The following is a 23,228-nucleotide window of genomic DNA, read 5'->3' on the forward strand; positions in this document are numbered from 1 at the left end:
ACGACCCGATGTCCGCCGCCTCCTTGACTGCCCGGCTTGCGCGCGCCGATGCGTACGCGGCCGAGAACGGCCTGACGCTGACGCAATTGCGGCGCCAAGTCTATGCGCTCGTCGCGGCCGCCGGCAAGCCGATCGGCGCCTACGATCTACTCGCTGCGCTTGAACCCGAACGCGGCCGCGTGCCGCCGACGACCGTCTATCGCGCACTCGATTTTCTCGTCGAGCACGGGTTCGTTCATCGCATCGAATCGCGCAACGCATTCGTCGCATGCTGCGAGATCGGCAAACCGCACCAGAGTCAGTTCCTGATCTGCGAACGCTGCGGCGATACGCTCGAAATCCCCGGCGAGGAACTCGCCGAGCGGCTCTCGTCCACGCCGCCCGCCCACGGATTCGAAGTCCATAAGCAAGTCGTCGAGCTAAGCGGACTGTGCGGCGAATGCCGGCATAAGCGCGGTCAGCCGACCCATCGCCGATAACGCGTCGTCGTATCCGCACGCCGCCCCGGATCATTAGGAGAACCCATGAAATTTTTCGACCGCGCCGGTCGCTTAGCCCGGCACGCGCGGCAGTCGTTGCGCCGCATTGCATTCGCGCTGGCCACGCTCTGCGCGCTCGCGTTCAGCGGCGCCGCGCTTGCCCAAAGCAGCCCCATCCAAGCCGTGGCCGCGGAGAATTTCTATGGTGACGTCGTCAAGCAATTGGGCGGCGCGCATGTCAGCGTCACGAGCATCTTGAGCAACCCCGAACAAGATCCGCATTTGTTCGAGGCCAGCCCGAAGACCGCCCGCGATCTGCATCGCGCGGCACTCGTCGTCTATAACGGCGCCGATTACGATCCTTGGATGGACAAGCTGCTGGCCGCCTCGGGCAACGACAAACGTATCGTGATCGTCGCCGCCGATCTCGTCGGCAAGAAAGCCGGTGACAATCCGCATTTATGGTACGACCCGCGCACGATGCCCGTGGTCGCGCGCAAGATCGTCGAGGCGCTCGATCGCGTCGATGCCACGCACAAGGCGGACTACGACGCGAATCTCGCTCGATTCCTCGCATCGCTGCAACCGGTCCAAATCAAAATCGACACGCTGCGAGCCAAGTACCAGGGGACGCCGGTCACCGCGACCGAACCTGTCGCGGGGTACCTCAGCGAGGCGATCGGCCTGACCGTGCGCAATGCGCGCTTTCAACTGGCGGTCATGAACGACACGGAGCCCGCGGCTTCCGACATCGCCGCTTTCGAACAAGATTTGCGCGGCAAGCGCGTCAAAGCGCTGATCTACAACGCCCAAGCCGTGACCAAATTGACTCGGCGCATGCTCGAATTAGCGCAAGCGTCGCACGTGCCGAGCGTCAGCGTGACCGAGACGGAGCCTGCGGGATCGACGTATCAGCAATGGATGACGACGCAAATCGACGCGCTCGCGCAAGCGCTCGGGGAACCGCAACGATGAACGAAGACAGCGAGCGCAATGCGCTTCCGACGGCGGCGTTCGCAAGCGCATCGTCACGGCCGGCGCTGGAACTCGAGCATGTCTCGCTCGAGTTGGCCGGACGCACGATCTTGAGCGACGTGAGTCTTGCCATCGGCCAAGGCGAGTTCGTCGGCGTCCTCGGCCCGAACGGCGCGGGTAAGACGACGCTGATGCGCGCCGTGCTCGGCCTCGTGCCCGTCGCGCACGGCGCGATCCGCATCGGCGGCCAAGCTGTCGCGCGCGGCAATGCCGCCATCGGCTACATGCCGCAAACGCGTAGCGCGCTGGCGAGCCGGCGCGTGCTCGGCCGCGATTTCGTCGCAATGGCCGCGGACGGGCACCGGTGGGGCCTGCCGATCGCCGACAGCGCAACGCGCGCGGACGTCGAGCGCGTACTCGAACTGGTCGGCGCGGGCACGCTCGCCGCTCGGCCGTTGACGGAACTCTCGGGCGGCGAGCGTCAACGGCTATTGCTTGCTCAGTGCCTGCTTGGCAGACCGCGCCTACTGCTGCTCGACGAACCGCTCATCAGTCTCGATCCGCATCATCAGCGCAGCGTCGTCGAACTCGTGCGGCGCGTGCAGCGCGAACTCGGCATCACGGTGCTGTTTTCGGCGCATGAACTCAATCCGCTGCTCAATGCGATCGACCGCGTGCTGTACTTAGGTCGCGGCAGCGCCGCGCTCGGCACGGTCGACGAAGTCATCACGCGGCCCGTGCTGTCGCGGCTATACGGTTCGCCGATCGACGTTATGCGCGTGAACGGCCGCATTTTCGTGATGTCGGGCGACGTCGAAGTCGAAAAGCACGATCACGAACACGAGCACGACGGCGGCGGCTCCAGCCATGGGCACGCCCACGACCATGGGCACGGTCATCGTCATGGCCCGCACGGGCACGGCACCTCACACGGACAGACGCACGATGTTTGAATACGACTTCATGGTGAACGCGTTCGCGGCGTCGGGGATCGTCGCCGTGCTCGCGGGGATAGTCGGTTACTTCCTGGTCATGCGCGAGCAAACCTTCGCCGGCCATGCGCTGTCGCACGTGGGATTCACGGGCGCGACCGGCGCCGTGCTGATCGGCATCTCGCCGCTCTGGGGCATGATCGGTTTCACGCTCGCGGCCGGCCTTTCGATGGGCGCCCTCGGCGAACGGCTGGCCGGCCGCGACGTGGCGATCGGCGTCGTGCTTTCGCTGGCGCTCGGCTGCGGCTTGCTGTTTCTGCATTTCTTCACGGCCTATGCCACGCAAGTGACGGCGCTGCTGTTCGGCAACGTCCTCGGCGTGACGAAGGAAACGCTTGTCGTGCTCGCGGGCATCGGCACCGCCAGCCTGATTGCATTGGGCGCCATCATGCGGCCGCTGCTGTTCGCCACCCTGCAGCCTGAGCTCGCGGAAGCCAAAGGGGTCTCGCTGCGGCTCGTTTCCGTCCTGTTCCTCGCGATCGCCGCGCTCGCGGTGGCGGCCTGCACGCAAATCGTCGGCGTGCTGCTCGTTTTTACCCTGATGGTGGGGCCGGCCGCCGCCGCCCAAAACCTCTCGACGCGGCTCGCGAACGGGGTGACGCTGGCGGCGCTGTTCGCGCTGGGCGAGGCTTGGCTCGGCGTCACGCTGGCCTTCTACACCGATTGGCCGACGAGCTTTTGGATCACGGCGCTTTCCGCGCTCGTCTACGGCGCGAGTTTGCTGCGCCGCCGCTAAAAGTCCGCCCCGGCAGCCTCGCATAGCCCGCGAGCGGCTATCGGGGCTTCTTGCTCCCCCGCTCCCGCCCGCCGGCAAGCTCTCCTGCCCCATTTCCGCCCGGTGGCGCGCACGCCGGTTTTCCCGCTGCACCGCGCCTTGACTTTCGCTCGCCACAAACCGATCATTCGCTCATTCGGAGAACAAAAGATCCATTTTCAATGCGACGGCGTTCGAGCCGCCGCATTCAACATTGCTGGGGCGCGAGCCGGCATGGCGGCCGCCTTCGCGCTCACAAAGGAGACAAACGATGGGTAGCGGCTCGAACGTGATCTTGCATCTGGGCGTGGGCTCGTTTCATCGCGCGCATCAAGCGTGGTACCTGCACCGGCTATCCGCCGCCACCGTGCCTAACGAGGCGCATTGGTCGCTGACGGTGGGCAACATTCGCGGCGACATGAATGCGACGCTCGAAGCGTTGGCCAAGCAGCAGGGCGTCTACACGCTCGAAACGGTGACGCCTCAAGGCGAGCGTGCCTACGAGACGATCCGGTCGATCACGCGCGTGTTGCCGTGGTCGGCGACGCTCGAGCCGATCGTCGAGGCCGGGTCCGATCCCGCCTGCAAGATCATTTCGTTCACCGTGACCGAGGGCGGCTATTACCTCGACGAACACGACCGGCTAGATACGGCGAATCCGGATCTGGCCGCCGATCTAGCCGGCGCGCGCTCGACGATCTACGGCGCGCTCGCCGCGATCCTCGACGCGCGGCGTGCGAACGGGGCCGGCCCCGTCACGCTGCAAAGCTGCGACAACTTGCGTAGCAACGGCGAGCGCTTCGAGGCCGGCATGCGCGCGTTTCTCGCCGCGCGCGGTGAAACGGCGCTCGCCGAGTGGTTCGAGGCAAACACCACGTGCCCGAACTCGATGGTCGATCGCATCACGCCGCGCCCGACCGACGACGTGCGCGCGCGCGTGCTGGCGGCGACGGGCGTTCCCGACAACTGCCCCGTCATGGGTGAGGCGTTCATCCAGTGGGTCATCGAAGACCGCTTCAAGGCCGGTCGCCCAGCCTGGGAGCGCGTCGGAGCGGAAGTGGTCGAATCGGTCATCCCGTATGAGGAAGCGAAGATTCGCATCTTGAACGCAAGCCATAGCTGCATCGCTTGGGCCGGCACGCTCGTGGGGCATACCTACATCCACGAAGGAACGCTCGATGCCGATGTGCGCCGCCTCGCCCACGAGTACGTCACGCAAGACGTCATCCCTTGCCTGACGCCGAGCCCGCTCGACTTGGCGCGTTACCGCGACGTCGTGCTCGACCGGTTCAGCAACCCCTATATCCAAGATACGAACCACCGCGTGGCGGCGGACGGCTTCTCGAAGATTCCGGGCTTCATCGCACCGACGCTCGTCGAATGCTTCGCGCGCAACGCGCAGCCGAACGCGACGGCGGTCTTGCCGGCGCTCTTCTTCCGCTTCCTCGAGCGGTGGCACAAGGGTACGTTGCCCTACACGTACCAGGACGGGTTGCTCGATGAGGCCGCCGTGCATTCATGGTTCGACTCGGGCAATGCGCTGGCTCCGTTCTGCGCATCGCGCGCGCTGTGGGGCGGCTTGGCGGGCGACGTCCGGCTCGAGCGGGTGATTCATGCGGCGCTCGAACGCGTCGACGCGTGGCTGGCTTCGCGCGAACGTTCCGCGCATTGACCCGCATTGGCGCACGCCGCGCCGCGCGGTTAAAGTAGCGCATTCGCGTTTTCCGACTCAGTCACGGATCGCATCGATCAAGGGGCCGTCCGCCATGTACCTCGGCATCGACCTAGGCACGTCCGAAGTAAAAGTGTTGTTGCTCTCGGCCGACGCGCGCGTGCTCGCCACCGCGGGTTCGCCGTTTCACGTCTCGCGGCCCCATCCCCGTTGGGCCGAGCAAGATCCGGCCGACTGGTGGCGCGGGACCTGCGAGGCGATCGCCAAACTGCGCGCCGTATGTCCCGACGCCTTCGCGCAAGTGCGCGGCATTGGGCTATCGGGCCAAATGCACGGCGCGGTGCTGCTCGATGCCGCCGATCGCGTGTTGCGTCCGGCGATCTTATGGAACGATATGCGCAGCGTCGAGGAGTGCGAAGAACTCACGCGCCGCGCACCCGAGTTGCACGCGGTCGCCGGCAACCTGGCGATGCCGGGCTTCACGGCGCCCAAGCTGCTATGGGTCGCGCGCCACGAGCCCGACATATTTCAGCGCACCGCATGTGTCTTGTTGCCGAAGGATTACCTGCGGCTACGCATGACCGGCGACAAGGTCTCCGATCCATCCGACGGCGCCGGCACGCTATGGCTCGACGTCGGCAAGCGCGACTGGTCGGATTCGCTCTTGAGCGCGTGCGACATGAGCCGGGCGCAGATGCCGCGGCTTGCCGAAGGCAGCGCGCCGTCGGGTGTACTGCGCGCCGACATCGCGCGCGAATGGGGCTTGAGCGGCGAGGTCGTCGTCGCGGCGGGCGGCGGCGATAACGCGACGAGTGCGATCGGCATCGGCGCGACCGAACCCGGCGACGGCTTTGTCTCGCTCGGTACGTCGGGCGTGCTGTGCGTGGTCGGCGACCGGTTTTCGCCGAACCCGGCATCGGCCGTGCACGCATTCTGTCATGCGATTCCCGACCGCTGGCATCAGATGAGCGTCGTCCTCTCGGCCGCCAGTTGCCTGCGCTGGGTCTGCAAACTGACCGGTACCGACGAGCCGACGCTCGTCGGCGAAGCCGGCGCGCTCTCGCCCGAGGCGCTCGAATCGGCGCCAATCTTTTTGCCGTATCTGTCGGGCGAACGCACGCCGCATAACGACCCGTACGCTCAGGGCGTGTTCTTCGGCATGACGCACGCAACCGACCGGGCTTTGCTCGGCTATGCCGTGCTCGAGGGCGTGACGCTCGCGCTGACCGACGGCCTCGACGCGCTGGCCGCCGCGGGCACGGCGCCCAGCGCCCTCTCGCTGCTGGGCGGCGGCGCGCGCAGTGCGTTCTGGGCGCAATTGCTCGCCGATGCGCTGGCGACGCCCACGCGACAGCACGGCGGCGGCGAAACCGGTGCGGCGTTGGGGGCCGCGCGGCTCGGTTGGCTCGCGGCCGGGGGAGATCCACGCGAAGTGCTGACGAAACCGCCCGTCGTCGCGCAGTTCACCCCCAATGCCGAGCGTCATGCACAATTGCGGATGCGCCTCGGCGCATATCGCGAGCTTTACCGTCACGTGCGGCCGCTATTCGAGCCCACGCGCGCACGGCTGGCATAACGCAATCATCGGGATATTTCGCAGCCCATCCGCACCGGGTCTATCACCGTGTCAAAAGTCAACGAAAAACTGGACCTGGCCACCCGTGCCGCGTGGCTCTACTACGTCGCGGGCAATACGCAGAACGAGATCGCGGAAAAGCTGCAGGTCTCGCGCCCGGTGGCGCAGCGGCTCGTCGCGTTCGCCGTCGAAAAGAATCTCGTGCGCGTGCGCATCGAGCATCGGCTCGCCGATTGCCTGACGCTGGCCGACGAGCTCAAAGCCCGCTACGGGCTTTCGATGTGCGAGGTCGTGCCCGTCGACGACGACACGCCCGAAGCCATCGACCGCAAGCTCGCCGTCGCGAGCGCTCAGGTCATGGAACGCTATCTGAGCGAGGAAAAGCCGATGATCGTCTCGGTGAGCAGCGGGCGAACGCTGAAGGCCGCCGTCGATCAACTCGGCCAGATCGACCGGCCGCAGCACCGGCTCGTATCGATGGTGGGCGCGATCGCGCAAGACGGTTCGTCGAACCGGTACGACGTGGCGCTGCATATCTCCGAAAAGACGGGCGGCAAGCATTTTCTGCTGCCGGCGCCGCTCATCGCCGACAGCGAAGCCGAGCGTGCGCAGTGGGTCAATCACCGGCTTTACCGGATCGTCGAATCGTTGACGGCGCAAGCCGACGTCTCGTTTATCGGGATCGGTGACATCGGACCGAAATGCCCGCTGCACGTGGACGGTTTCATTACCGCCGCCGAAGTGGCGGAGCTCACGAAACGCGGCGCCGTGGCCGAAATGCTGGGGCTGCCGATCGACGCCGACGGTGAGCGCGTGGAATCGCCCACCGGCCGCCGCGTCACGAGCGTGCCGCTCGATTCGCCGCCGAAGCGCCCGACGATCGGCTTTGCCGGTGGCGCGCGCAAACACGGCGCCGTGACGGCCGTGCTCAAGGGCGGTTGGCTCTCGGGGCTCGTAACGGACGAAGCCTGCGCGCGGGCGGCGCTCGAAGCCGACGACCGCACGGGAAAGCGCACCAAGCCGCGGGACACCCATACGCCGGCGTGATGCCCGGCGTGCGCGATGTCTCGCGCCTCGCGCCTTGCGCGGCGAAGCTTCCTACTGCTGAATTTCCGCTTCGACGAGTAGCTTCAGCAACGCAAGCGACTCCTGCCAGCCCAGGTAGCAAGCCTGCGCCGGAATCACTTCCGGGATCCCTTCCTGTACGACGTTCATCTCCGTGCCGAACGGCGTCTGCACGAGCGAGACGCTCGTTTGCATCTCACCCGGCAGGTTCGGATCGTCGAACTTGCCCGTATATCGAATCCGTTCGTTCGGTACCAGCTCGAGATATTGCCCGCCGAACGAATGGGCGTCTCCGGTGGTGAAGTTCGTAAACGACATCTTGTAGCTTCCGCCGACCTCGGCTTGCAGGCGATGAACGGTGCCGGTGAAGCCGTTCGGCGGCAGCCATTTCGCCAGTGCGGCGGCGTCGAGAAACGCGCGATAGACGCGCTCGGGGCTGGAACGCAAAACACGATGCAGGCGGACGGTATTCGTTGACATGGTGAGCTCCGAAGCGAAGGGACAGCCCCTTCGATCCTACTCGACGAACGAGCGTGACCGAAATCGACATCCGGCGGCGGGCGGGTTCGGCTGTCCGTTCCAGCCCAAGCGCGTTCCGGCGGTCCGGTTAAATCGCCCAGCGACGATTTTTTTGCGCGTGCCAGATTGTATGTCCCACCGAATCAGGTGGCGACCATGCCTACATGCTCGAACACCAACGCCGGCGCGCCGGAGCAGGCGCGCCATTGCATGAACGAGATCAAGCCGCCGATAGCACCTCGATAATCTTCCGGTCGTAAGCCTGCCCCTGCTCGTCGAACAGGTGGCAATGCTCGGGGTCCGCGCCCAGCATGAGCGCATCGCCGCGCTGGTGACGCTCGAGCGGTGCGATGCGCGCGATGAGGCCCTCGGGTGCAACGGCGGCTTCCGCATACAAATAAGCCGCGTCGCCGAGCGACTCCACCGTGGTCGTCCGCGCGAGCACGCCGTTCGCGGGCGCCCCGCTCGCCGATGCGGCGCTCTGCGCGTGCAAATGCTCGGGCCGAATGCCCACCGTCACGCGCGCGCCGCGCTCCAACGCCCGCGCCCCCGACGACGACACCGCGCGCGTCTCGACCGCCACGCGTTGCGCTTCTCCCGACGCATAACGCACGAGCGCCCCGTCGCCATCCACCTGCTCGACCACGCCGTCCAAGAAGTTCATCTTCGGCGAGCCGATGAATCCCGCGACGAATCGATTGGCCGGCGCATGATAAAGACGGTTGGGAGTGCCCACCTGCTCGACGTTGCCGGCCGACATCACGACGATCTTGTCGGCGAGCGTCATCGCTTCGACCTGATCGTGCGTGACGTAGATCATCGTCGTCTTCAGCTCATCATGGAGCCGCGCGAACTCGAGCCGCATCTTGACGCGCAGCGCCGCGTCGAGATTCGATAGCGGCTCGTCGAACAAAAACACTTTCGGCTTGCGCGTGATCGCCCGGCCGATCGCCACGCGCTGGCGTTGACCGCCCGACAACTGCTTCGGCTTGCGATCGAGCAAATGGTCGATGTGCAAAATCTTCGCGGCATTGCGCACGGCCTCGTCGATCTCGGGCTTTTTCGCTCCCGCGAGCTTCAGACCGAACGCCATGTTGTCGTACAACGACATATGCGGGTAAAGCGCATACGACTGAAAGACCATCGCGATGCCGCGCTTGGCCGGGGGCACGTCGTTTACACGCGCGGCATCGATCAACAACTCGCCGCCGCTGATCGCTTCGAGCCCCGCGATCATGCGCAGCAGCGTCGACTTTCCGCATCCGCTCGGCCCGACGAAAACAACGAATTCGCCGTCGGCGATATCGAGGTTCACATTGCGCAAAACCTCATGCGACTCATACCGCTTCGCGATGCCACGCAGCGTCAAGCTTGCCATGATGCGTCTCCTTTCCCTTTCATCGTCGTGCGCGCCGTATCGGCGGCATCGAGCATCCATTGGTCGACGAGCGCGGGCAATGCGCGCATATCGTCGAATACCTGTTTCGCGCCCGCTTGCACGAGCGCCTGCGCGTGGGCCCGGCCGCCATGTTCGGCGTGCGTGCCGCCCGCGAAACCGAGCACGGCCATGCCGGCCGCGGTCGCGGCCGCGACCCCCGTCACGCTGTCTTCGACGACGATGCACGCGGCACTCGCCACGCCGAGCGCTTCGGCCGCCGCGATATAGATATCGGGCGCCGGCTTGGGCCGAGGCACACGGTCCGCGCAAAACACGCGCGAGCCGAAAAAGCGGTTCAGCCCCGTGCGCGCGAGCACCGCATCGACATAGGCCGTATAGCTGTTGCTCGCGCACGCTTTGATCAGGCCGATCTGCGCGAGCGCCGCCTCGACGCCGGCCATCATCGGCGCTTGCTGCGCCGCCGCTTCGACGCTGCGCCGTATCGCATCGACTTCCACCGGCGCGAGCGACTCGTTCAACGCCTGCGCGCTCGCTTCGAGCACGCGCTCGATTCGCAGGCCGAGCAGCGGCATGACGACCGGCTCGACGTCCGCATGCGGCCAACGCGCCTGCAACTCGCGCACGAGCATCTTGGCGGCCACCGCCTCGCTGTCGATCAGCACGCCGTCGCAGTCGCAGATCAGCACGCGGTCGCGCCGCAACTCGTTCGCCCCGCTCGTCGATGCCGTCATTTGACCGCCCCGAACGTAAGACCGCGCACGAGCTGCTTCTGCGATAGCCAACCCACGAGCAAGATCGGCGCGACCGCAAGCAGCGAGGCCGCCGACAGCTTCGCCCAGAACAGGCCCTCGGGGCTCGAGTACGAGGCGATGAACACAGTCAGCGGCGCGGCGTTCGAACTCGACAGATTGATGCTCCAAAACGCTTCGTTCCACGACAGAATGACCAGCAGCAGCGCCGTGGACGCGAGCCCCGGCAACGCCATCGGCATCAGGAGGTAGACGATCTCCTGCCAAGTCGCGGCGCCGTCGATGCGGCCGGCTTCCAGAATGTCGCGCGGGATTTCATTGAAATAGGTGAACGCCATCCATACCGCGATCGGCAAGTTCATCAACGTATAGACGATGACGAGCCCCGATACGGTGTCGAGCAGTCCCACGTTCTTCCAAAGCAAGTAGATCGGAACAAGCACGCCGACCGACGGCATCATCTTCGTCGAGAGCATCCAGAGCAGCAGACTCTGCGTGCGACGCGACGGAAAGAACGCCATCGCATAGGCCGCGGGCACGGCCAGCAGCAGGCACAGCACGGTCACGCCCGCCGAGATCAGCACCGAATTGCGCGCGAACAAAAAGTAGTCGCTGCGCGCGAAGACTTCGCGGAAGCTGTCGAGCGTCGGCATGAAGACCAATGCCATCGAATACGCGTCGCGCTCGGTCTTGAATGCCGTGATCGTCATCCAGAAGATCGGGAAGAACAGCGCGAGCGCGATCAGCCAAGCAAGCGCCGCGGGCAATGCGCGCTTGACGGCGTCGAGCCCGGGCACGAGCGCGCGCGGCGCCGGTACGGTCGGTTGGCTCATGCTTCGTACTCCCCTTTGAGATTCTTCGCGAGCATGCGCACGAGGAAGAACGCGACGATGTTCGCGAGCACGACGGCTAGAATGCCGCCCGCGGAGGCGAGGCCGACGTCGAACTGCTGCAGGCCCAGCGCGTAAATCAGGTACGAGAGGATCGTGGTCGCATTACCCGGCCCGCCGGAAGTGGTCGTATAGATCTCGGCGAAAATCGACAACAGGAAGATCGTCTCCATCATGACGACGACGGAAATCGCTCGCCGCAAATGCGGTAGCGTGATGTAGAAGAACATCGCGAGCGGACCGGCACCGTCGATACGCGCGGCTTCCTTTTGTTCCTCGTCGAGCGATTGGATCGCCGTGAACAAAATCAGGAAGGCGAACGGCAGCCACTGCCAGGCGACGATGACGATGATCGCGAAGAGCGGATACGTCGCGAACCAATCGATGGGTTGCATCCCGAACCAGCGCATGACGGCCGCCACGACGCCGTACACCGGGTGCAACATCATGTTTTTCCAAATCAAGGCGCTGACCGTGGGCATGACGAAGAACGGACCGATCGCGAGCAGCCGGGCGATGCCCTGGCCTGGAAACTTGCGGTCGAACAGCACCGCCATGAGGATGCCGCCGACCACGGTGATGACGAGCACCCATCCGATCAACTCGAGCGTATGGACGATCGACGGAACGAAGGACGGGTCGGTGACGAGATAGCGGTAGTTGTCGAGACCGGCAAAACCGCTTGCATCGGGGTTGAGCAGGTTGTAGTGCGAGAACGAATACCAGATCGTCATGGCGAGCGGTATCGTCATCCAGAGCACGAGCACGGCAACCGAGGGGGCGGCGAGCCATCGCGTCGTGCCGGCTCGCCGCTCGGGAGTTGGCAGCGCGCCTTCCTGCGCGGCGTGCGAGAGCGGCATATGAAGATGTCCCATTGTTTCGGACTCCTGGTGGATCCGGCGCCGCCCGCGCGGGGCGGCGTCGAGAACGGGCCGCGGAGAACGGCCCGCTGGCGGGCGATGCGCTGACAGCGTCACGCCCGCCGGCTGACGTTACTTCTGGTAGCCGGCTTCGCGCACCGCGCGATCGGCGGTGGCATTACCGGCTGCGAGCGCCTGGTCCACCGTCATCTGACCGGCGAGCGCACCGGAGATGCTTTGTCCCACCACGGTTCCGAACGATTGGAACTCGGGGATGCCGACGAACTGCACGCCCGTGTACGGCACCGGCTTCGCGGTCGGATGATTCGGATCGGCGGTGCGGATGGCGTTGAGCACGAACTCGCCGAACGGCGCCGCTTGCACGTAGGCCGGCGTGTTATACGTCGATTCGCGCGTGCCCGGCGGCACCGACGCCCAACCTTCGTCCTTCGCCACGAGCTTGATGTAATCCTTGCTCGTCGCCCATTCAACGAACTTCTTGGCGTCGTCTTGCTGCTTCGAGGTCTTCGGAATGGCCAGCGACCATGCCCACAACCAGTGCGAACCGTTCGGCGTGACTTGGGTCGGCGCCGCCGCGAAACCGATCTTGTCGGCGACCTGCGACTGACTCTTGTTATAAAGCATGCCGGCCGCGACCGTGGCGTCGATCCACATCGCGCATTTGCCCGAGGACATCAACGTCAGGTTTTCGTTGAAGCCGTTCGAGCTCGCGCCCGGGGGGCCGTCCTTCTTCATTAGGTCGACGTAGAAGTTGACCGCTTTTTTCCATTCCGGCGACGTGAGTTGCGCATGCCATTTGTCGTCGAACCAGCTCCCGCCGAACGTGTTGACGAGCGTCGTGAGGTAGGCCATGTTTTCGCCCCAACCCGCCTTGCCGCGCAAGCAGATGCCGTACACGCCGTTCGCCTTGTCGGTGAGCTTGTCCGCGAATTGCGCGATCTGGTCGTAGGTGGGCTTCGGCGGCATCGTCAGCCCCTTGGCCGCGAACAGATCTTTGCGGTAGAACGTCATCGAGCTTTCCGCGTAGAACGGCAGCGCGTACAGCGTACCGTTATACGACAAGCTATCGCGCACGGTCTTGATGACGTCGTTTTCGTCGTAGCTCGCGGGCAGGCCCGTCATCGGCGTGAGCCAGCCGCGCTTGCCCCACTGCGGCGCCTCATAGGCGCCGATCATCATGACGTCGAATTGGCCGCTCTTCGTGGTGATGTCCGTCGTCGCGCGCTGACGCAGCACGTTTTCCTCGAGCACGACCCAATTGAGCTTGATCGTCGGATTGCTCTTTTCGAAGTCCGACGACAGCTTCTTCATCTCGATCATGTCGGGATTGTTCACCACCGCGACGGTGATCGTCGCGGCGGACGCAGGCAGCGCGGCCATCGCGCCGAGCGCCAGGGCACCCGCGGCGAGCGCGCGCCGTGTGAATCGAGCATTGCGTTGCATCGCTTGTCTCCTTAAGTCTTGTACGTTGCGGTGGAAATGCACGTGCGCTTCGTGAGCAAGCGCGGTTCGTACTCAGCTCATGCGGCCGGTGCGGCGCCCGACCGCTGATGCGGGCTTGCCTGCTACCGAGCGATCGCCCATTAGTAGAGCAATTGTTCAATTCGTGATCGAATGATCGGATACACGTCGGGGCCTGTCAAGGCGCCCTCCGGATTTTCGATGGTGCGCTGCGAAAGATTGCGTTGGCCATTCGGTCTATTGCAAATTTGAGCTAAACTAACGAGACTTAGTTCATTGCAACGACACGCCATGGAAATCGTGAACATCCACGAAGCAAAGACTCACCTCTCGCGGCTCGTCGACCGGGCCGCCCTCGGCGAAGCGTTCATCATCGCGAAAGCCGGGAAACCGCTCGTGAAGGTCGTCCCGCTCGACTCGCCCAGCGGTGGGGAGCGCCGCCGCCTTGGGTTCCTGGCCGGCGAAATCGTCGTGCCGGACGATTTCGATGCAATCGGCGCGGGGGAAATCGAAGATCTGTTCGGAGGGACCGATACGTGAAGCTATTGCTCGACACGCACCTATTGCTGTGGGCGGCAGGCCGGCCGGAGCGGCTCTCGGCCGCGGCGCGCGCGCTCATCGAGGACGAAGAGAACACGTTGCTGTTCAGCGCGGCGAGCTTGTGGGAAATAACGATCAAGAGCGATTTGAGGCGCCCGGACTTCCGCGTCGATCCGCGGTTGCTGCGTCGCGCGCTCGTCGATAACGGCTATCTTGAATTGCCGGTCACGCACCGCCACGTGCTTGCGCTCAAGGGCCTATCGGCGCTGCACCGCGACCCGTTCGATCGGATGCTGGTCGCGCAATCGTCCGCCGAAGGCGTCGCACTGGTCACGGCCGATCCGCTCGTCGCCCAATACGCGGGGCTCGTCAAGCACGTGTGAGCCGCGCGGTCAAAGCCGCTGCCCCATCATGTCGTCCACGAGCGGCACCGCGGCCAGGGCCACGAGCATGGTGGCGAGCGGCACCGTCGAGACGAACCCCATGTGCTTGAAGCCGATGGCGCCGGCTAGCCCTCCGCAAAAGAACGACGCCAGCAGCGAAGCGAGCAATGCCAGCCGTTGACGGTCGGCCCTAACGGGGTGCTCGCGCCGCATCGCGTCCGCGGCAAATCCATTCCAATAGAAGAGCTTGCCAAGCTCGATGCCGATATCGGTCACGAGGCCCGTCACATGAGTCGTGCGGATCTCGGCTTTCGAGATCTTCGTGATCATCGCGTTTTGCAGACCCATCACGAAGCACAGCAAGGCCACGGTGGCCGGCACGAACAGCACGCGATGGCCTTCCAGGTTCGATCCGAGAAAGCCGAACGCAAGCAGCAGTGCCGCCTCGAGCATCAACGGCATCGCATACAAGCTTCGCCGCGAATGCCGCCTGCCCCAATTGATCATGACGGCGGAGGTAGCCGCTCCGAATAGGAACGACGCAAGCGAGGCGAGCCCCGCACCCGCGAGCCCAAGCTCTCCGAGCGCGAAATTATCGGCCATCGACGAAACGATGCCCGACATATGCGAGGTGTATTGTCCGACCGCCAGAAAGCCTCCGGCATTGGCGGCGCCCGCGACGAACGCGAGCGAACGCCCGAGGCGCCGGTTGGCTTCGTCCGTGCGCTCCGGTTTGGTGAACGCGCGCAGGTAATGGATAGGCATGTCGGCTCGCTAACAGCGGAAGAGCAGCGGGTGCGCACGCCGACGGACGGAAAGGCCGCCCCATCGGCATTTTTGCGCACGCTCGTTCGATCGTAGCACGACCGCGGGCGCGGCCATTATGCTAGGTCAAAGCGCGTGCATGATGCGCGATGTGATCCTCGATAAACGTCTCGATGAAGTAGTAACCATGGTCGTACCCCTCATGCCGGCGCAAGGTCAACGGCTGCCCGGCTTCGAGACATGCCCGCTCGAACACGTCCGGATGCAATTGCTCGATGCGGAATTTATCGGCCAGTCCTTGATCGATAAGGATGCCTTCGGGGAAAAGAGGAGCGCTCGCGCCCTTGACCAGTTGGCTCGCATCGTATTGCCGCCAGGCCTGCTCGTCGTCGCCGAGGTATCCGGCGAACGCTTTCTTGCCCCATGGGCACTGCATGGGGGCCGCGATCGGCGCGAACGCCGATACCGAACGGTAGAGGCCGGGGTTGCGCAGCGCCAGCACGAGCGCGCCGTGACCGCCCATCGAATGTCCAAAAATGCCGAGTCTTGCGCCGTCGATCGGCAGTTGCGCCGTGACGGTCTCGCGCAGTTCGTCGCGCACGTAGGAGTACATCCGGTAATGACGCGACCACGGCTCGCGTGTGGCGTCGACGTAAAAGCCCGCGCCGGCCCCGAAATCCCAATCGTCGGTTTCACCTTCGATATTCGCGCCGCGCGGACTCGTATCGGGCGACACGAGCGCGATGCCGTGTTTCGCGGCGAAGCGCTGGGCACCGGCCTTGATCGGAAACGTCTCCTCGGTGGACGTCAGTCCGGCGAGAAAAAATAGCGCGGGCACGCGGGCGTGCTGCGCGTGCGGCGGCAGATAGACCGAGAAGCGCATCGGCAGTCCGATCGTCTTCGATTCATGGCGATAGATGCCTTGCGTGCCGCCGTGGGCGAGGTGGGTCTCGATCGTTTCGAGCATCGGGCGTCTCCCGTTCAATGAGTTACATTGCGCGCCCCGTTCGAGCGGCGCCGGTATATCTGTTGCGCGATACACATCATAACGGCCGCACGCGTCCCCGTACTCGCTATCGGGCGGCGACGCACGCCGTGCCCCACCCGGAGCGGCGCGCCATGCGAAGCCGGACACGGGTCCCATATCGGTGGGGAAAAGGATGGAATAGGCCCCGGCGTCTTGTGCCGTCACCGCCACACGCCTACCGTAGAGCCATCCAATACAAAGAGACAATGGAGCGAGACACATGCGATCGAACACGGTTCATCCGTGCGACGAGCAGTTGCCGTTCGCGCGGCTGCTCACGCTGGGCATCCAACATGTTTTGGTCATGTACGCCGGTGCGGTGGCCGTGCCGCTCATCGTCGGCGGCGCGCTGAAGCTGCCGAAAGATCAAATCGCCTTCCTGATCAGCGCCGACTTGTTCTCGTGCGGCATCGCCACGCTGATTCAAACGCTCGGACTGTGGATTTTCGGTATCCGGCTGCCCGTCATCATGGGCTGCACGTTTGCCGCCGTCGGCCCGATGGTCGCCATCGGCACGAACCCCCAACTGGGCATTCTCGACATCTTCGGCTCGACGATCGCGGCCGGCGCGATCGGCATCGTGCTGGCGCCGATGATCGGGCGGTTGCTGCGCTTTTTCCCGACGGTCGTCGTCGGCACCGTGATCTCGGTCATCGGGCTGTCGCTGATGGAAGTCGGCATCAACTGGGCCGCGGGCGGAGTCGGCAACCCCGATTACGGCGCCCCCCTGTTCCTCGGCTTGTCGCTGTTCGTGCTTGCCGCGATCCTGCTCATCAATAAGTTCTGCCGCGGCTTCATCGCCAACATCTCGGTATTGATCGGCATCGTTGCCGGGTTCGCGATCGCCGCGGCAACGGGGCATGTGTCGTTCGACGGCGTGCGCGCCGCGCCCTGGGTCGGCATCGTGGCCCCGTTTCGCTTTGGACTGCCGCACTTCGATCCGCTCGCCATCGCGACGATGGTCACGGTCATGTTCGTCACGTTTATCGAATCGACGGGAATGTTCCTCGCCGTGGGCGACATGGTCGGGCGGCCCGTCGATCGCGCCACGCTCGTGCGCGGCTTGCGCGTGGACGGTTTAGGGACGCTCGTGGGCGGGATCTTCAACTCGTTCCCCCATACGTCGTTCTCCCAGAACGTCGGGCTCATCGGCGTGACCGGCGTCAAAAGCCGTTTCGTGTGCGCGACAGGCGGGCTGATCCTCGTCGTGCTCGGCTTGTTTCCGAAGATGGCCCAGGTCGTTGCCTCGGTGCCGCCATTCGTGCTCGGCGGCGCCGGCATCGTCATGTTCGGGATGGTGGCGGCGAACGGCATCAAGGCCTTGGCGCGCGTCGATTTCACGACCAATCCGAACAATCTCTTCATCGTCGCGGTCAGCGTCGGGCTGGGGCTGGTGCCCGTCGTCTCGCCGACGTTCTTCGGGCAATTGCCGCATGCCCTCTCGCCGCTGCTGCACAGCGGCATCTTGCTGGCCTCGGCGTCCGCCGTGCTGCTCAACGTTATGTTCAACGGCGTTTCGACCAAGGAAAACGCAAGCCCAAGCGAGGCGGAGCGCTTGTATATGGAGCGCAACGACGATCGTTCATCGACGCGGCTCGAGCAACGCGCCGTCGATACGCACTAACTGAAGATGACTTAATGAAGATTGCTTAAGGCCGTCGCCGACCGGTGACGGCCGCCGCATGCGCGCACCGGCTTGCTCGTCGCAGCGGATGTCTATTTAGTTAGCAGAACTGACTATCGTTTACACTTAAGCCAGAATAATCGTACGATTTCGTCGACCAGTCGCGTCGGCCTTCAAACCCCTTGTCTATCAAGACGCTAGGCTCTTATCGGGTTCGCAATCGAATTGTTCGTACGATTGGTTTCCCGAAGAAAATTTAGGTCTCCTACAAAGACCGCTAAATCCGCGCAAACGATTGCCGTAAACATATTCGGGAGCCTCCATCTCCCATCCCGTTGCGAAAGTGGTCCACTCTGACCCTTCGTCTATTATTAAGGAGTCCTAATAATGTTGCGTTTTCTACGGTTCCTTTCGCGCGACGAGCGCGGCGTCAGCGCGCTGGAATATTCGGTTTTGGCCGGCATCGTCGTGGTCGCGGTCGCGGCTGCCGGAGCGATCTTCGGCGGCACCAGCGGTCTGCCCAATCTGTTCCAGAACCTGATCAACAACGTGACGGCCGTCCAAGCCAGCGGCAAGTAAGTCCGTGGAGCCGCTCGGCGTTTAGGCCGGGCGGCTTCGCGTGACCCGTTGCGGTCCTTATCGCTCGAAAGGCAAATGCTCATGGATTGGATCGACGCTTGCGCCTGTGCCGTCTTGTCGATATTGGCCGTCTACGATCTGCGCCAGCGGCGCCTGCCCAATGCCGCGGTCGCCGCCTACGCGGCGCTGTACTTCGTGCAGGCATGGCACACCGGTGCCACCCGCATCGCGCTTGAATCGCATCTTGCGAGCGGCGCCGGCGCACTCGTTTTCGCGGCGTTGCTCTTTCGCCTCGGCTGGCTCGGCGGTGGCGACGCCAAGCTGTTCGCCGCCGTATTTCTTTGGACTGGGCCCTCGCAAGCCGGCGCGGTCTTCTTTGTGATTTCGCTGTCCGGATTGATGCTCGCGCTGGTCCAGCTTGCCTACGGCCGGCTGCGTCCCGAGCCGCCCGCGCCCGCATGGCTCGCGCCCGCGCGCGGCGTACCGTACGGCGTCGCATTGGCGGCCGGGGCAATGGCCGCCCTCTGGCTACCCTCGATTCACGCACGGCTCACATAACGGAACGCCGTCGTCATGCAAAACATTCTCAAGCTCGCCGGCCTCATCATCGTCGCCGCGATCGGCGCGGTGGTATTGCGCGCGCTGTACGTCGCCGCCTCGCGGCCGTCTCCGCCCAAGCCGGCGCCGACGGTCCATATTCGCGCCGCGGCGGCCGACCTGCCCGACGGCCTGCTGCTGCGCGACAGCGATCTCGTCTGGAAGAGCGTCGCCCGTTCGGACGTGCCCGCCGGCGCCCTCGTCGAAGGGCAGCCCGACGGGGCCGACCTCAAGGGCGATCTGCTGCGTCATGCCGTCCATGCGGGTACGCCGCTCGGCGCGGCCGACGTCATTTCGCCGAGTTCCCCCGGCTTTCTCGCGGCGGCGCTCAAACCCGGCATGCGCGCGATCTCGGTCGCGATCGACGATGTCTCGGGGAACGCGGGCCTGATCGAACCGGGCGACTACGTCGACGTGCTGTTGACGCAGCAAATCGCCACGGCGGCGGGCGCACCGAGCAACCCGGAGCGCACCGTCGAAGCGGAAACGGTCGCCGAGCGCGTGCGCGTACTCGCCGTCGGTACGGCGTTCAAGCGCCCGAAGGACGACGAAACCCAAAAGAGTTCGGCCAATGCCCGCGCGCGCACGGTGACGTTCGAAGTCACGCCGCGCAGTGCGGAAGTCGTGACGGTCGCCGCGCATCTCGGCTCGCTCTCGCTCGCGCTGCGCAGCTTCGCCACGCGCGACCGGCATGAACCGCAGAACGAAGACGTCATCGAGCCGCAATCGGCGCCGGTATGGGCACGCGACGTTTCTCGCGGGTTGCGCGCGATGACGGCGGCAACGCAAAGCGCGCCTCGCGGCGCCGCATCGCATATGAGTTCGAGCGCGCGCCCCGTCATCGTCTATCGCGGATCGAAACAAAGCGACTCGGGCGGCGGCAATGTCCCGGGGCTGCCGGAAGGCGGCGCCGGCCTCATGCCGCCCTTGCCGCCGGGCACGCCATCGGCACCGCCCCCGCCGCCCAGCGCCGCCACCGGCTCGATGCCGATCCCCGCGGCGAACGCTCGTCCCGCAGCTTAGGATTTCTTAACGATGTCTGGTCTCTTTCGTTTCCCATCGCGTCTTTGCCCCGGCTCATCGCACCGCTTGCCGGCGCTGGCCATGCTGCTTCTGTGCGCCTGTGTCTGGCTGGCGCTGGCGGCTTCGCTCGCGCATGCGGCCGGCGCCGCCGACGGCGTACTGAACGTGCCGGCCGGCGGCGGTGAGCTCGTACAACTGCCCGCGCCGGCCGCGGCCGTCTTCGTGGCCGACCCCGACGTGGCCGACGTCCACGTTCCGAACGCGCGCAGCGTATTCGTCCTCGGCAAGAAGGCCGGCACCACGACGCTGTTCGCGCTCGGCGCCGACAATCGCCCGATTCTGCGCAAAACCATCGATGTCACGATGGACACCGCATCGATTCAGCGGCTGCTCGACGCCCGCTTCCCCCAGTGGCGCCTCACGGTCACTAGCGCACCCGGTTCGCTGATGGTGAGCGGCCACGTGCCCAGCGCCGTCGACGCCGACGCCGTCGCGCAAACGTTGAAACCGTATCTGCACGGCGAGGAAACGCTCGTCAACCGTCTGACGTTAGCGCAACCGATCCAAGTCCACCTGCGCGTGCGCATCACCGAGGTCGATCGCAACGTCACGCAGCAGCTCGGGATCAATTGGAGCGCGCTCGGCTCGCGCGGCAACTTCGTGGCGGGCCTGTTCAACGGCGGCAGCACCGTGCTCGACCCGACCTCCAAGCTTTTTGCGTTGCCGGCAACGAGCGCGTTCTCGATCCTCGGCGGCTTTCACGCGGGCAACACCTCGATCGACGGCGTGCTCGATGCACTCGATCAGGAAGGCCTGATCACGATGCTCGCCGAGCCGAATCTCACGGCGATGTCGGGCCAAACCGCAAGCTTTCTCGCGGGCGGCGAGTTTCCGATCCCCGTCGCGCAGGACACCACCGGCGCGATCACGATCGAATTCAAACCGTACGGCGTCTCGCTCGATTTCACGCCGACGGTGCTCGCGAACAACCGCATCAGCCTCAAGGTACGGCCGGAGGTCAGCGAGATCGATCCGAGCAACAGCGTGACGACCGGCTCGATCAAGGTTCCCGCCCTTACGGTGCGCCGCGTCGAGACGACGGTCGAACTCTCGAGCGGCCAAAGCTTCGCGATCGGCGGGCTCCTGCAAAGCAACAGCAGCGACGTGCTCTCCGAGTTGCCGGGTCTGAGCCGCCTGCCCGTGCTCGGCAAGCTGTTCTCCTCGAAGAACTATCTGAACAACAAGTCGGAAGTCGTCGTGATCGTGACGCCCTATATCGTGCAGCCGGTCGGTCCCGGCGGGACGCATGACGCGCTCGATAGCGTGACGCACCCGAGCAGCGACATCGAGTTCGCCCTGCAGCGCTCGCTCGGTCTCGATCCGCTCACGGGCGACGCGCCGCGCCTCGTCGGCGCCGCCGGCTTCGTCTACTGAACGGAGAGCGTCCATGCGCAATCGCCTACTACGGACAATCATCCACGCTAGCGCCGCAGGCGCGCTCGGCGTGGCGCTCTCGGGCTGCATGTCCGAGCATCCGCCGCTCGGCATGCCCGACGACTCGGTCATCGGTTATAGCGCGGCGAACGGCGGACAAGCCATCGCTCCGCCATGCGAGCGGCTGAATCAACCGTCGCACATGATCGATGCGGGCCGAGGCCGCCCCGGGGTCGAATTCGGCTGCGCCACCTATTCGAACCTGGCCGCCATGCTCGCGCGACCGGCCGATCTCGTCGCCCCGCTCCCCTATGCGGGCGCCGACGCCGCGCTCGGCGCCAGCGCCGTACGCGCGTACGACGAAGGCCGCGCGCAACCGCTGCGCTCGACCTCGACGACGCGCTCGGTCACCCATTGAGATACACCGAGAACCACTAAGGACGCCACGCCATGGGTGCCTTCGATTTCCGCTCCAACACGCGCCGCGCGCAGCCGCTCGCAACCGACCGCATCATCGCCGTACTGGCCGATCCGAGCAGCGAGGAAGTCGCGAAGAACCTGATGCTCGATCAGGGCATCTCCAACGCCTACGTCGCGCGCGGCACGATCGGCGATGCGATCGAAATGATGCGCGGCTTGCCTCACTCGCCGCGTCATCTGCTCGTCGACGTCTCGGGCTCGGCCATGCCCGTGTCCGATCTGATGCGGCTTGCGGAGGTCGTCGACCCTTCGGTCAGCGTCGTCGTCGTGGGCGATCGCAACGACGTGGGACTGTTCCGCTCGCTGCTGCGCATGGGCGTCCAGGATTATCTCGTCAAACCGCTCACCGTCGAACTCGTGCAGCGCGCGCTGACCGCGGCCGATCCCTCCGCCTCCGTGCGCGCGGGCAAGGCGATCGGCTTCATCGGCGCGCGCGGCGGCGTTGGCGTCACGACGATCGCATCGGCGCTCGCGCGGCACCTCGCCGATAAGACGCGCCGGCGTATCGCGTACGTCGATTTCGATCTGCACGGCGGCGCGGCCGCGTCGATGTTCGGCATCGCCATGAACAACGGCCTGGCGGAGTTACTGCAAAACACGCAACGGCTCGATCATCAACTGATTCATCAGACCGTCGTGGCGCAAAGCGATCGCCTGTTCGTGCTCGGTGCCGAGTTGCCCTACGATCAGCCGCTCGTGCTGCGTCCAGGGACCGTCGGCGAACTCGTCGCGGCGCTGAAGCGCCATTTCCATTACGTGGTGCTCGATCTTCCGCAGCGTTCCGGCACCTGGGTCGAGGAGGCGCTCGACGCCTGCGAGACGATCCACGTCGTGGCCGACCGCTCCGTGCATGCCGCGCGCGAAACGGCGCGCCTGTGCCGCTTCGCGGAAGGGCGCCCCGCGAACGCCGCCGTATCGGTGTTGTTGAACAACGCGCAGCAGCCCGTTCGAGGGCGCGTCGCGCAGGCCGATTTCGTCCATGCGCTCGGCCGCGCGTCCGTGCACGAGTTTCCCTACGAGCCGCAAACGCTCGCCCTCGCCGAAAACCTCGGCGAAGCCATCGCCGAAGGCAAGCACTCGGGATTCGCGCGCGCCGTCGTGGGGCTCGCCGATGCCATCACGGGCTCCGATGCGCCGGCCGTCGCCGCGCGCTCGCCGTGGTATGCGCGGCTGCTGTCGAAACGGAGTGCCGCGTAATGTTCGGGCGCCGCAGCCATTCTCCCGCGCTTGCGCCGCACGCGAGCAGCGCGGCGCAAGCGAGCGCGGAGCGCGGCGATGCCGCCGCCGGCGCGCACGGCGCACACGGCGCACACGGTGCGCAGGCGGCGGTCGACGACGCGCGGCAACGGACGGCGGGCGCGCCC

Annotated in this window: 24 protein-coding genes; 16 read left to right on the forward strand and 8 right to left on the reverse strand. The window is 65.3% G+C overall.

Annotated elements, in window-relative coordinates:
- The first annotated feature begins 8 nt into the window (after nt 1–8).
- The 7 genes from DXT59_RS03520 to DXT59_RS03550 all read left to right on the forward strand — a co-directional run bounded on the left by DXT59_RS03520 (nt 9) and on the right by DXT59_RS03550 (nt 7,495).
- Nucleotides 9–479 (forward strand): Fur family transcriptional regulator, encoded by a 471-nt coding sequence (locus tag DXT59_RS03520; RefSeq protein WP_116135580.1) that lies wholly within the window; start codon nt 9–11, stop codon nt 477–479.
- 45 nt (nt 480–524) lie between these two features.
- Nucleotides 525–1,454 (forward strand): metal ABC transporter solute-binding protein, Zn/Mn family, encoded by a 930-nt coding sequence (locus DXT59_RS03525; RefSeq protein ID WP_116135553.1) that lies wholly within the window; start codon nt 525–527, stop codon nt 1,452–1,454.
- Nucleotides 1,451–2,407, forward strand: a complete 957-nt coding sequence (locus DXT59_RS03530) for an ABC transporter ATP-binding protein (RefSeq protein WP_116135554.1) — start codon at nt 1,451–1,453, stop codon at nt 2,405–2,407. The genes DXT59_RS03525 and DXT59_RS03530 overlap by 4 nt, the downstream gene beginning before the upstream one ends.
- Nucleotides 2,400–3,182, forward strand: coding sequence for a metal ABC transporter permease (locus DXT59_RS03535; RefSeq protein ID WP_116135555.1), 783 nt, complete (start codon nt 2,400–2,402; stop codon nt 3,180–3,182). Before DXT59_RS03530 ends, DXT59_RS03535 begins: the two co-directional genes overlap by 8 nt.
- A 289-nt stretch (nt 3,183–3,471) precedes the next feature.
- Nucleotides 3,472–4,872, forward strand: coding sequence for a D-arabinitol 4-dehydrogenase (gene dalD / locus DXT59_RS03540; protein ID WP_116135556.1), 1,401 nt, complete (start codon nt 3,472–3,474; stop codon nt 4,870–4,872).
- 94 nt (nt 4,873–4,966) lie between these two features.
- On the forward strand, nt 4,967–6,448 hold the full coding sequence (xylB, locus tag DXT59_RS03545) for a xylulokinase (RefSeq protein ID WP_116135581.1): 1,482 nt from the start codon (nt 4,967–4,969) through the stop codon (nt 6,446–6,448).
- Between the two features lie 48 nt (nt 6,449–6,496).
- Nucleotides 6,497–7,495: a sugar-binding transcriptional regulator gene (locus tag DXT59_RS03550; protein WP_116135557.1), complete on the forward strand. Its 999-nt coding sequence runs from the start codon at nt 6,497–6,499 to the stop codon at nt 7,493–7,495.
- A gap of 51 nt (nt 7,496–7,546) precedes the next feature.
- On the opposite strand, the gene DXT59_RS03555 is transcribed toward DXT59_RS03550, so the two are convergent.
- The 6 genes from DXT59_RS03555 to DXT59_RS03580 form a co-directional block, all read right to left on the reverse strand.
- Complete coding sequence (locus DXT59_RS03555) at nt 7,547–7,993, reverse strand: SRPBCC family protein (protein WP_116135558.1); 447 nt, start codon at nt 7,991–7,993, stop codon at nt 7,547–7,549.
- A gap of 259 nt (nt 7,994–8,252) precedes the next feature.
- Nucleotides 8,253–9,410, reverse strand: coding sequence for an ABC transporter ATP-binding protein (locus DXT59_RS03560; protein WP_116135559.1), 1,158 nt, complete (start codon nt 9,408–9,410; stop codon nt 8,253–8,255).
- Complete coding sequence (locus DXT59_RS03565) at nt 9,398–10,162, reverse strand: HAD family hydrolase (RefSeq protein ID WP_116135560.1); 765 nt, start codon at nt 10,160–10,162, stop codon at nt 9,398–9,400. Before DXT59_RS03565 ends, DXT59_RS03560 begins: the two co-directional genes overlap by 13 nt.
- The gene (locus DXT59_RS03570; RefSeq protein ID WP_116135561.1) at nt 10,159–11,013 is read right to left on the reverse strand and encodes a carbohydrate ABC transporter permease; all 855 of its coding nucleotides are present in this window, start codon (nt 11,011–11,013) and stop codon (nt 10,159–10,161) included. The genes DXT59_RS03565 and DXT59_RS03570 overlap by 4 nt, the downstream gene beginning before the upstream one ends.
- Nucleotides 11,010–11,945 carry a carbohydrate ABC transporter permease gene (locus DXT59_RS03575; protein ID WP_116135562.1) on the reverse strand — a complete coding sequence of 312 codons (936 nt, stop codon included), beginning with the start codon at nt 11,943–11,945 and terminating at the stop codon, nt 11,010–11,012. The genes DXT59_RS03570 and DXT59_RS03575 overlap by 4 nt, the downstream gene beginning before the upstream one ends.
- 117 nt (nt 11,946–12,062) lie before the next feature.
- Nucleotides 12,063–13,394: an ABC transporter substrate-binding protein gene (locus DXT59_RS03580; RefSeq protein ID WP_116135563.1), complete on the reverse strand. Its 1,332-nt coding sequence runs from the start codon at nt 13,392–13,394 to the stop codon at nt 12,063–12,065.
- 309 nt (nt 13,395–13,703) lie between these two features.
- Between DXT59_RS03580 and DXT59_RS03585 the strand changes: the two genes are divergently transcribed.
- On the forward strand, nt 13,704–13,952 hold the full coding sequence (locus DXT59_RS03585; protein ID WP_116135564.1) for a type II toxin-antitoxin system Phd/YefM family antitoxin: 249 nt from the start codon (nt 13,704–13,706) through the stop codon (nt 13,950–13,952).
- Nucleotides 13,949–14,335: a type II toxin-antitoxin system VapC family toxin gene (locus tag DXT59_RS03590; protein WP_116135565.1), complete on the forward strand. Its 387-nt coding sequence runs from the start codon at nt 13,949–13,951 to the stop codon at nt 14,333–14,335. Before DXT59_RS03585 ends, DXT59_RS03590 begins: the two co-directional genes overlap by 4 nt.
- Nucleotides 14,336–14,344: 9 nt before the next feature.
- Here DXT59_RS03590 and DXT59_RS03595 read toward each other — a convergent pair whose 3' ends face one another.
- Together DXT59_RS03595 and fghA are read right to left on the reverse strand one after the other, a co-directional pair.
- Nucleotides 14,345–15,100 (reverse strand): YoaK family protein, encoded by a 756-nt coding sequence (locus DXT59_RS03595; protein WP_116135566.1) that lies wholly within the window; start codon nt 15,098–15,100, stop codon nt 14,345–14,347.
- 121 nt (nt 15,101–15,221) lie between these two features.
- A complete protein-coding gene (gene fghA / locus DXT59_RS03600; RefSeq protein ID WP_116135567.1) occupies nt 15,222–16,067 on the reverse strand; it encodes an S-formylglutathione hydrolase in 846 nt (281 codons plus the stop codon).
- 280 nt (nt 16,068–16,347) lie between these two features.
- On the opposite strand from fghA, the gene DXT59_RS03605 reads away from it, so the two are divergent.
- From DXT59_RS03605 to DXT59_RS03635, 7 genes are all read left to right on the forward strand, one after another.
- Nucleotides 16,348–17,751, forward strand: a complete 1,404-nt coding sequence (locus DXT59_RS03605) for a nucleobase:cation symporter-2 family protein (protein ID WP_116135568.1) — start codon at nt 16,348–16,350, stop codon at nt 17,749–17,751.
- A 387-nt stretch (nt 17,752–18,138) separates the two neighbouring features.
- Entirely contained in the window at nt 18,139–18,330 is a 192-nt protein-coding gene (locus tag DXT59_RS03610; protein WP_116135569.1) for a Flp family type IVb pilin, read from the forward strand.
- 81 nt (nt 18,331–18,411) lie between these two features.
- Nucleotides 18,412–18,888 carry an A24 family peptidase gene (locus DXT59_RS03615; protein WP_116135582.1) on the forward strand — a complete coding sequence of 159 codons (477 nt, stop codon included), beginning with the start codon at nt 18,412–18,414 and terminating at the stop codon, nt 18,886–18,888.
- Nucleotides 18,889–18,903: 15 nt separating this feature from the next.
- Nucleotides 18,904–19,950 (forward strand): Flp pilus assembly protein CpaB, encoded by a 1,047-nt coding sequence (gene cpaB, locus DXT59_RS03620; protein WP_116135570.1) that lies wholly within the window; start codon nt 18,904–18,906, stop codon nt 19,948–19,950.
- An 81-nt stretch (nt 19,951–20,031) separates the two neighbouring features.
- Nucleotides 20,032–21,384 (forward strand): type II and III secretion system protein family protein, encoded by a 1,353-nt coding sequence (locus DXT59_RS03625; RefSeq protein ID WP_116135571.1) that lies wholly within the window; start codon nt 20,032–20,034, stop codon nt 21,382–21,384.
- A gap of 13 nt (nt 21,385–21,397) precedes the next feature.
- Entirely contained in the window at nt 21,398–21,802 is a 405-nt protein-coding gene (locus DXT59_RS03630; RefSeq protein WP_116135572.1) for a CpaD family pilus assembly lipoprotein, read from the forward strand.
- Between the two features lie 32 nt (nt 21,803–21,834).
- Nucleotides 21,835–23,061, forward strand: a complete 1,227-nt coding sequence (locus tag DXT59_RS03635; protein ID WP_116135573.1) for a CpaE/TadZ family protein — start codon at nt 21,835–21,837, stop codon at nt 23,059–23,061.
- Nucleotides 23,062–23,228: the final 167 nt, after the last annotated feature.

It is taken from the genome of Trinickia diaoshuihuensis (genome assembly GCF_003390925.1).
Classification (GTDB): Bacteria; Pseudomonadota; Gammaproteobacteria; order Burkholderiales; family Burkholderiaceae; genus Trinickia; species Trinickia diaoshuihuensis.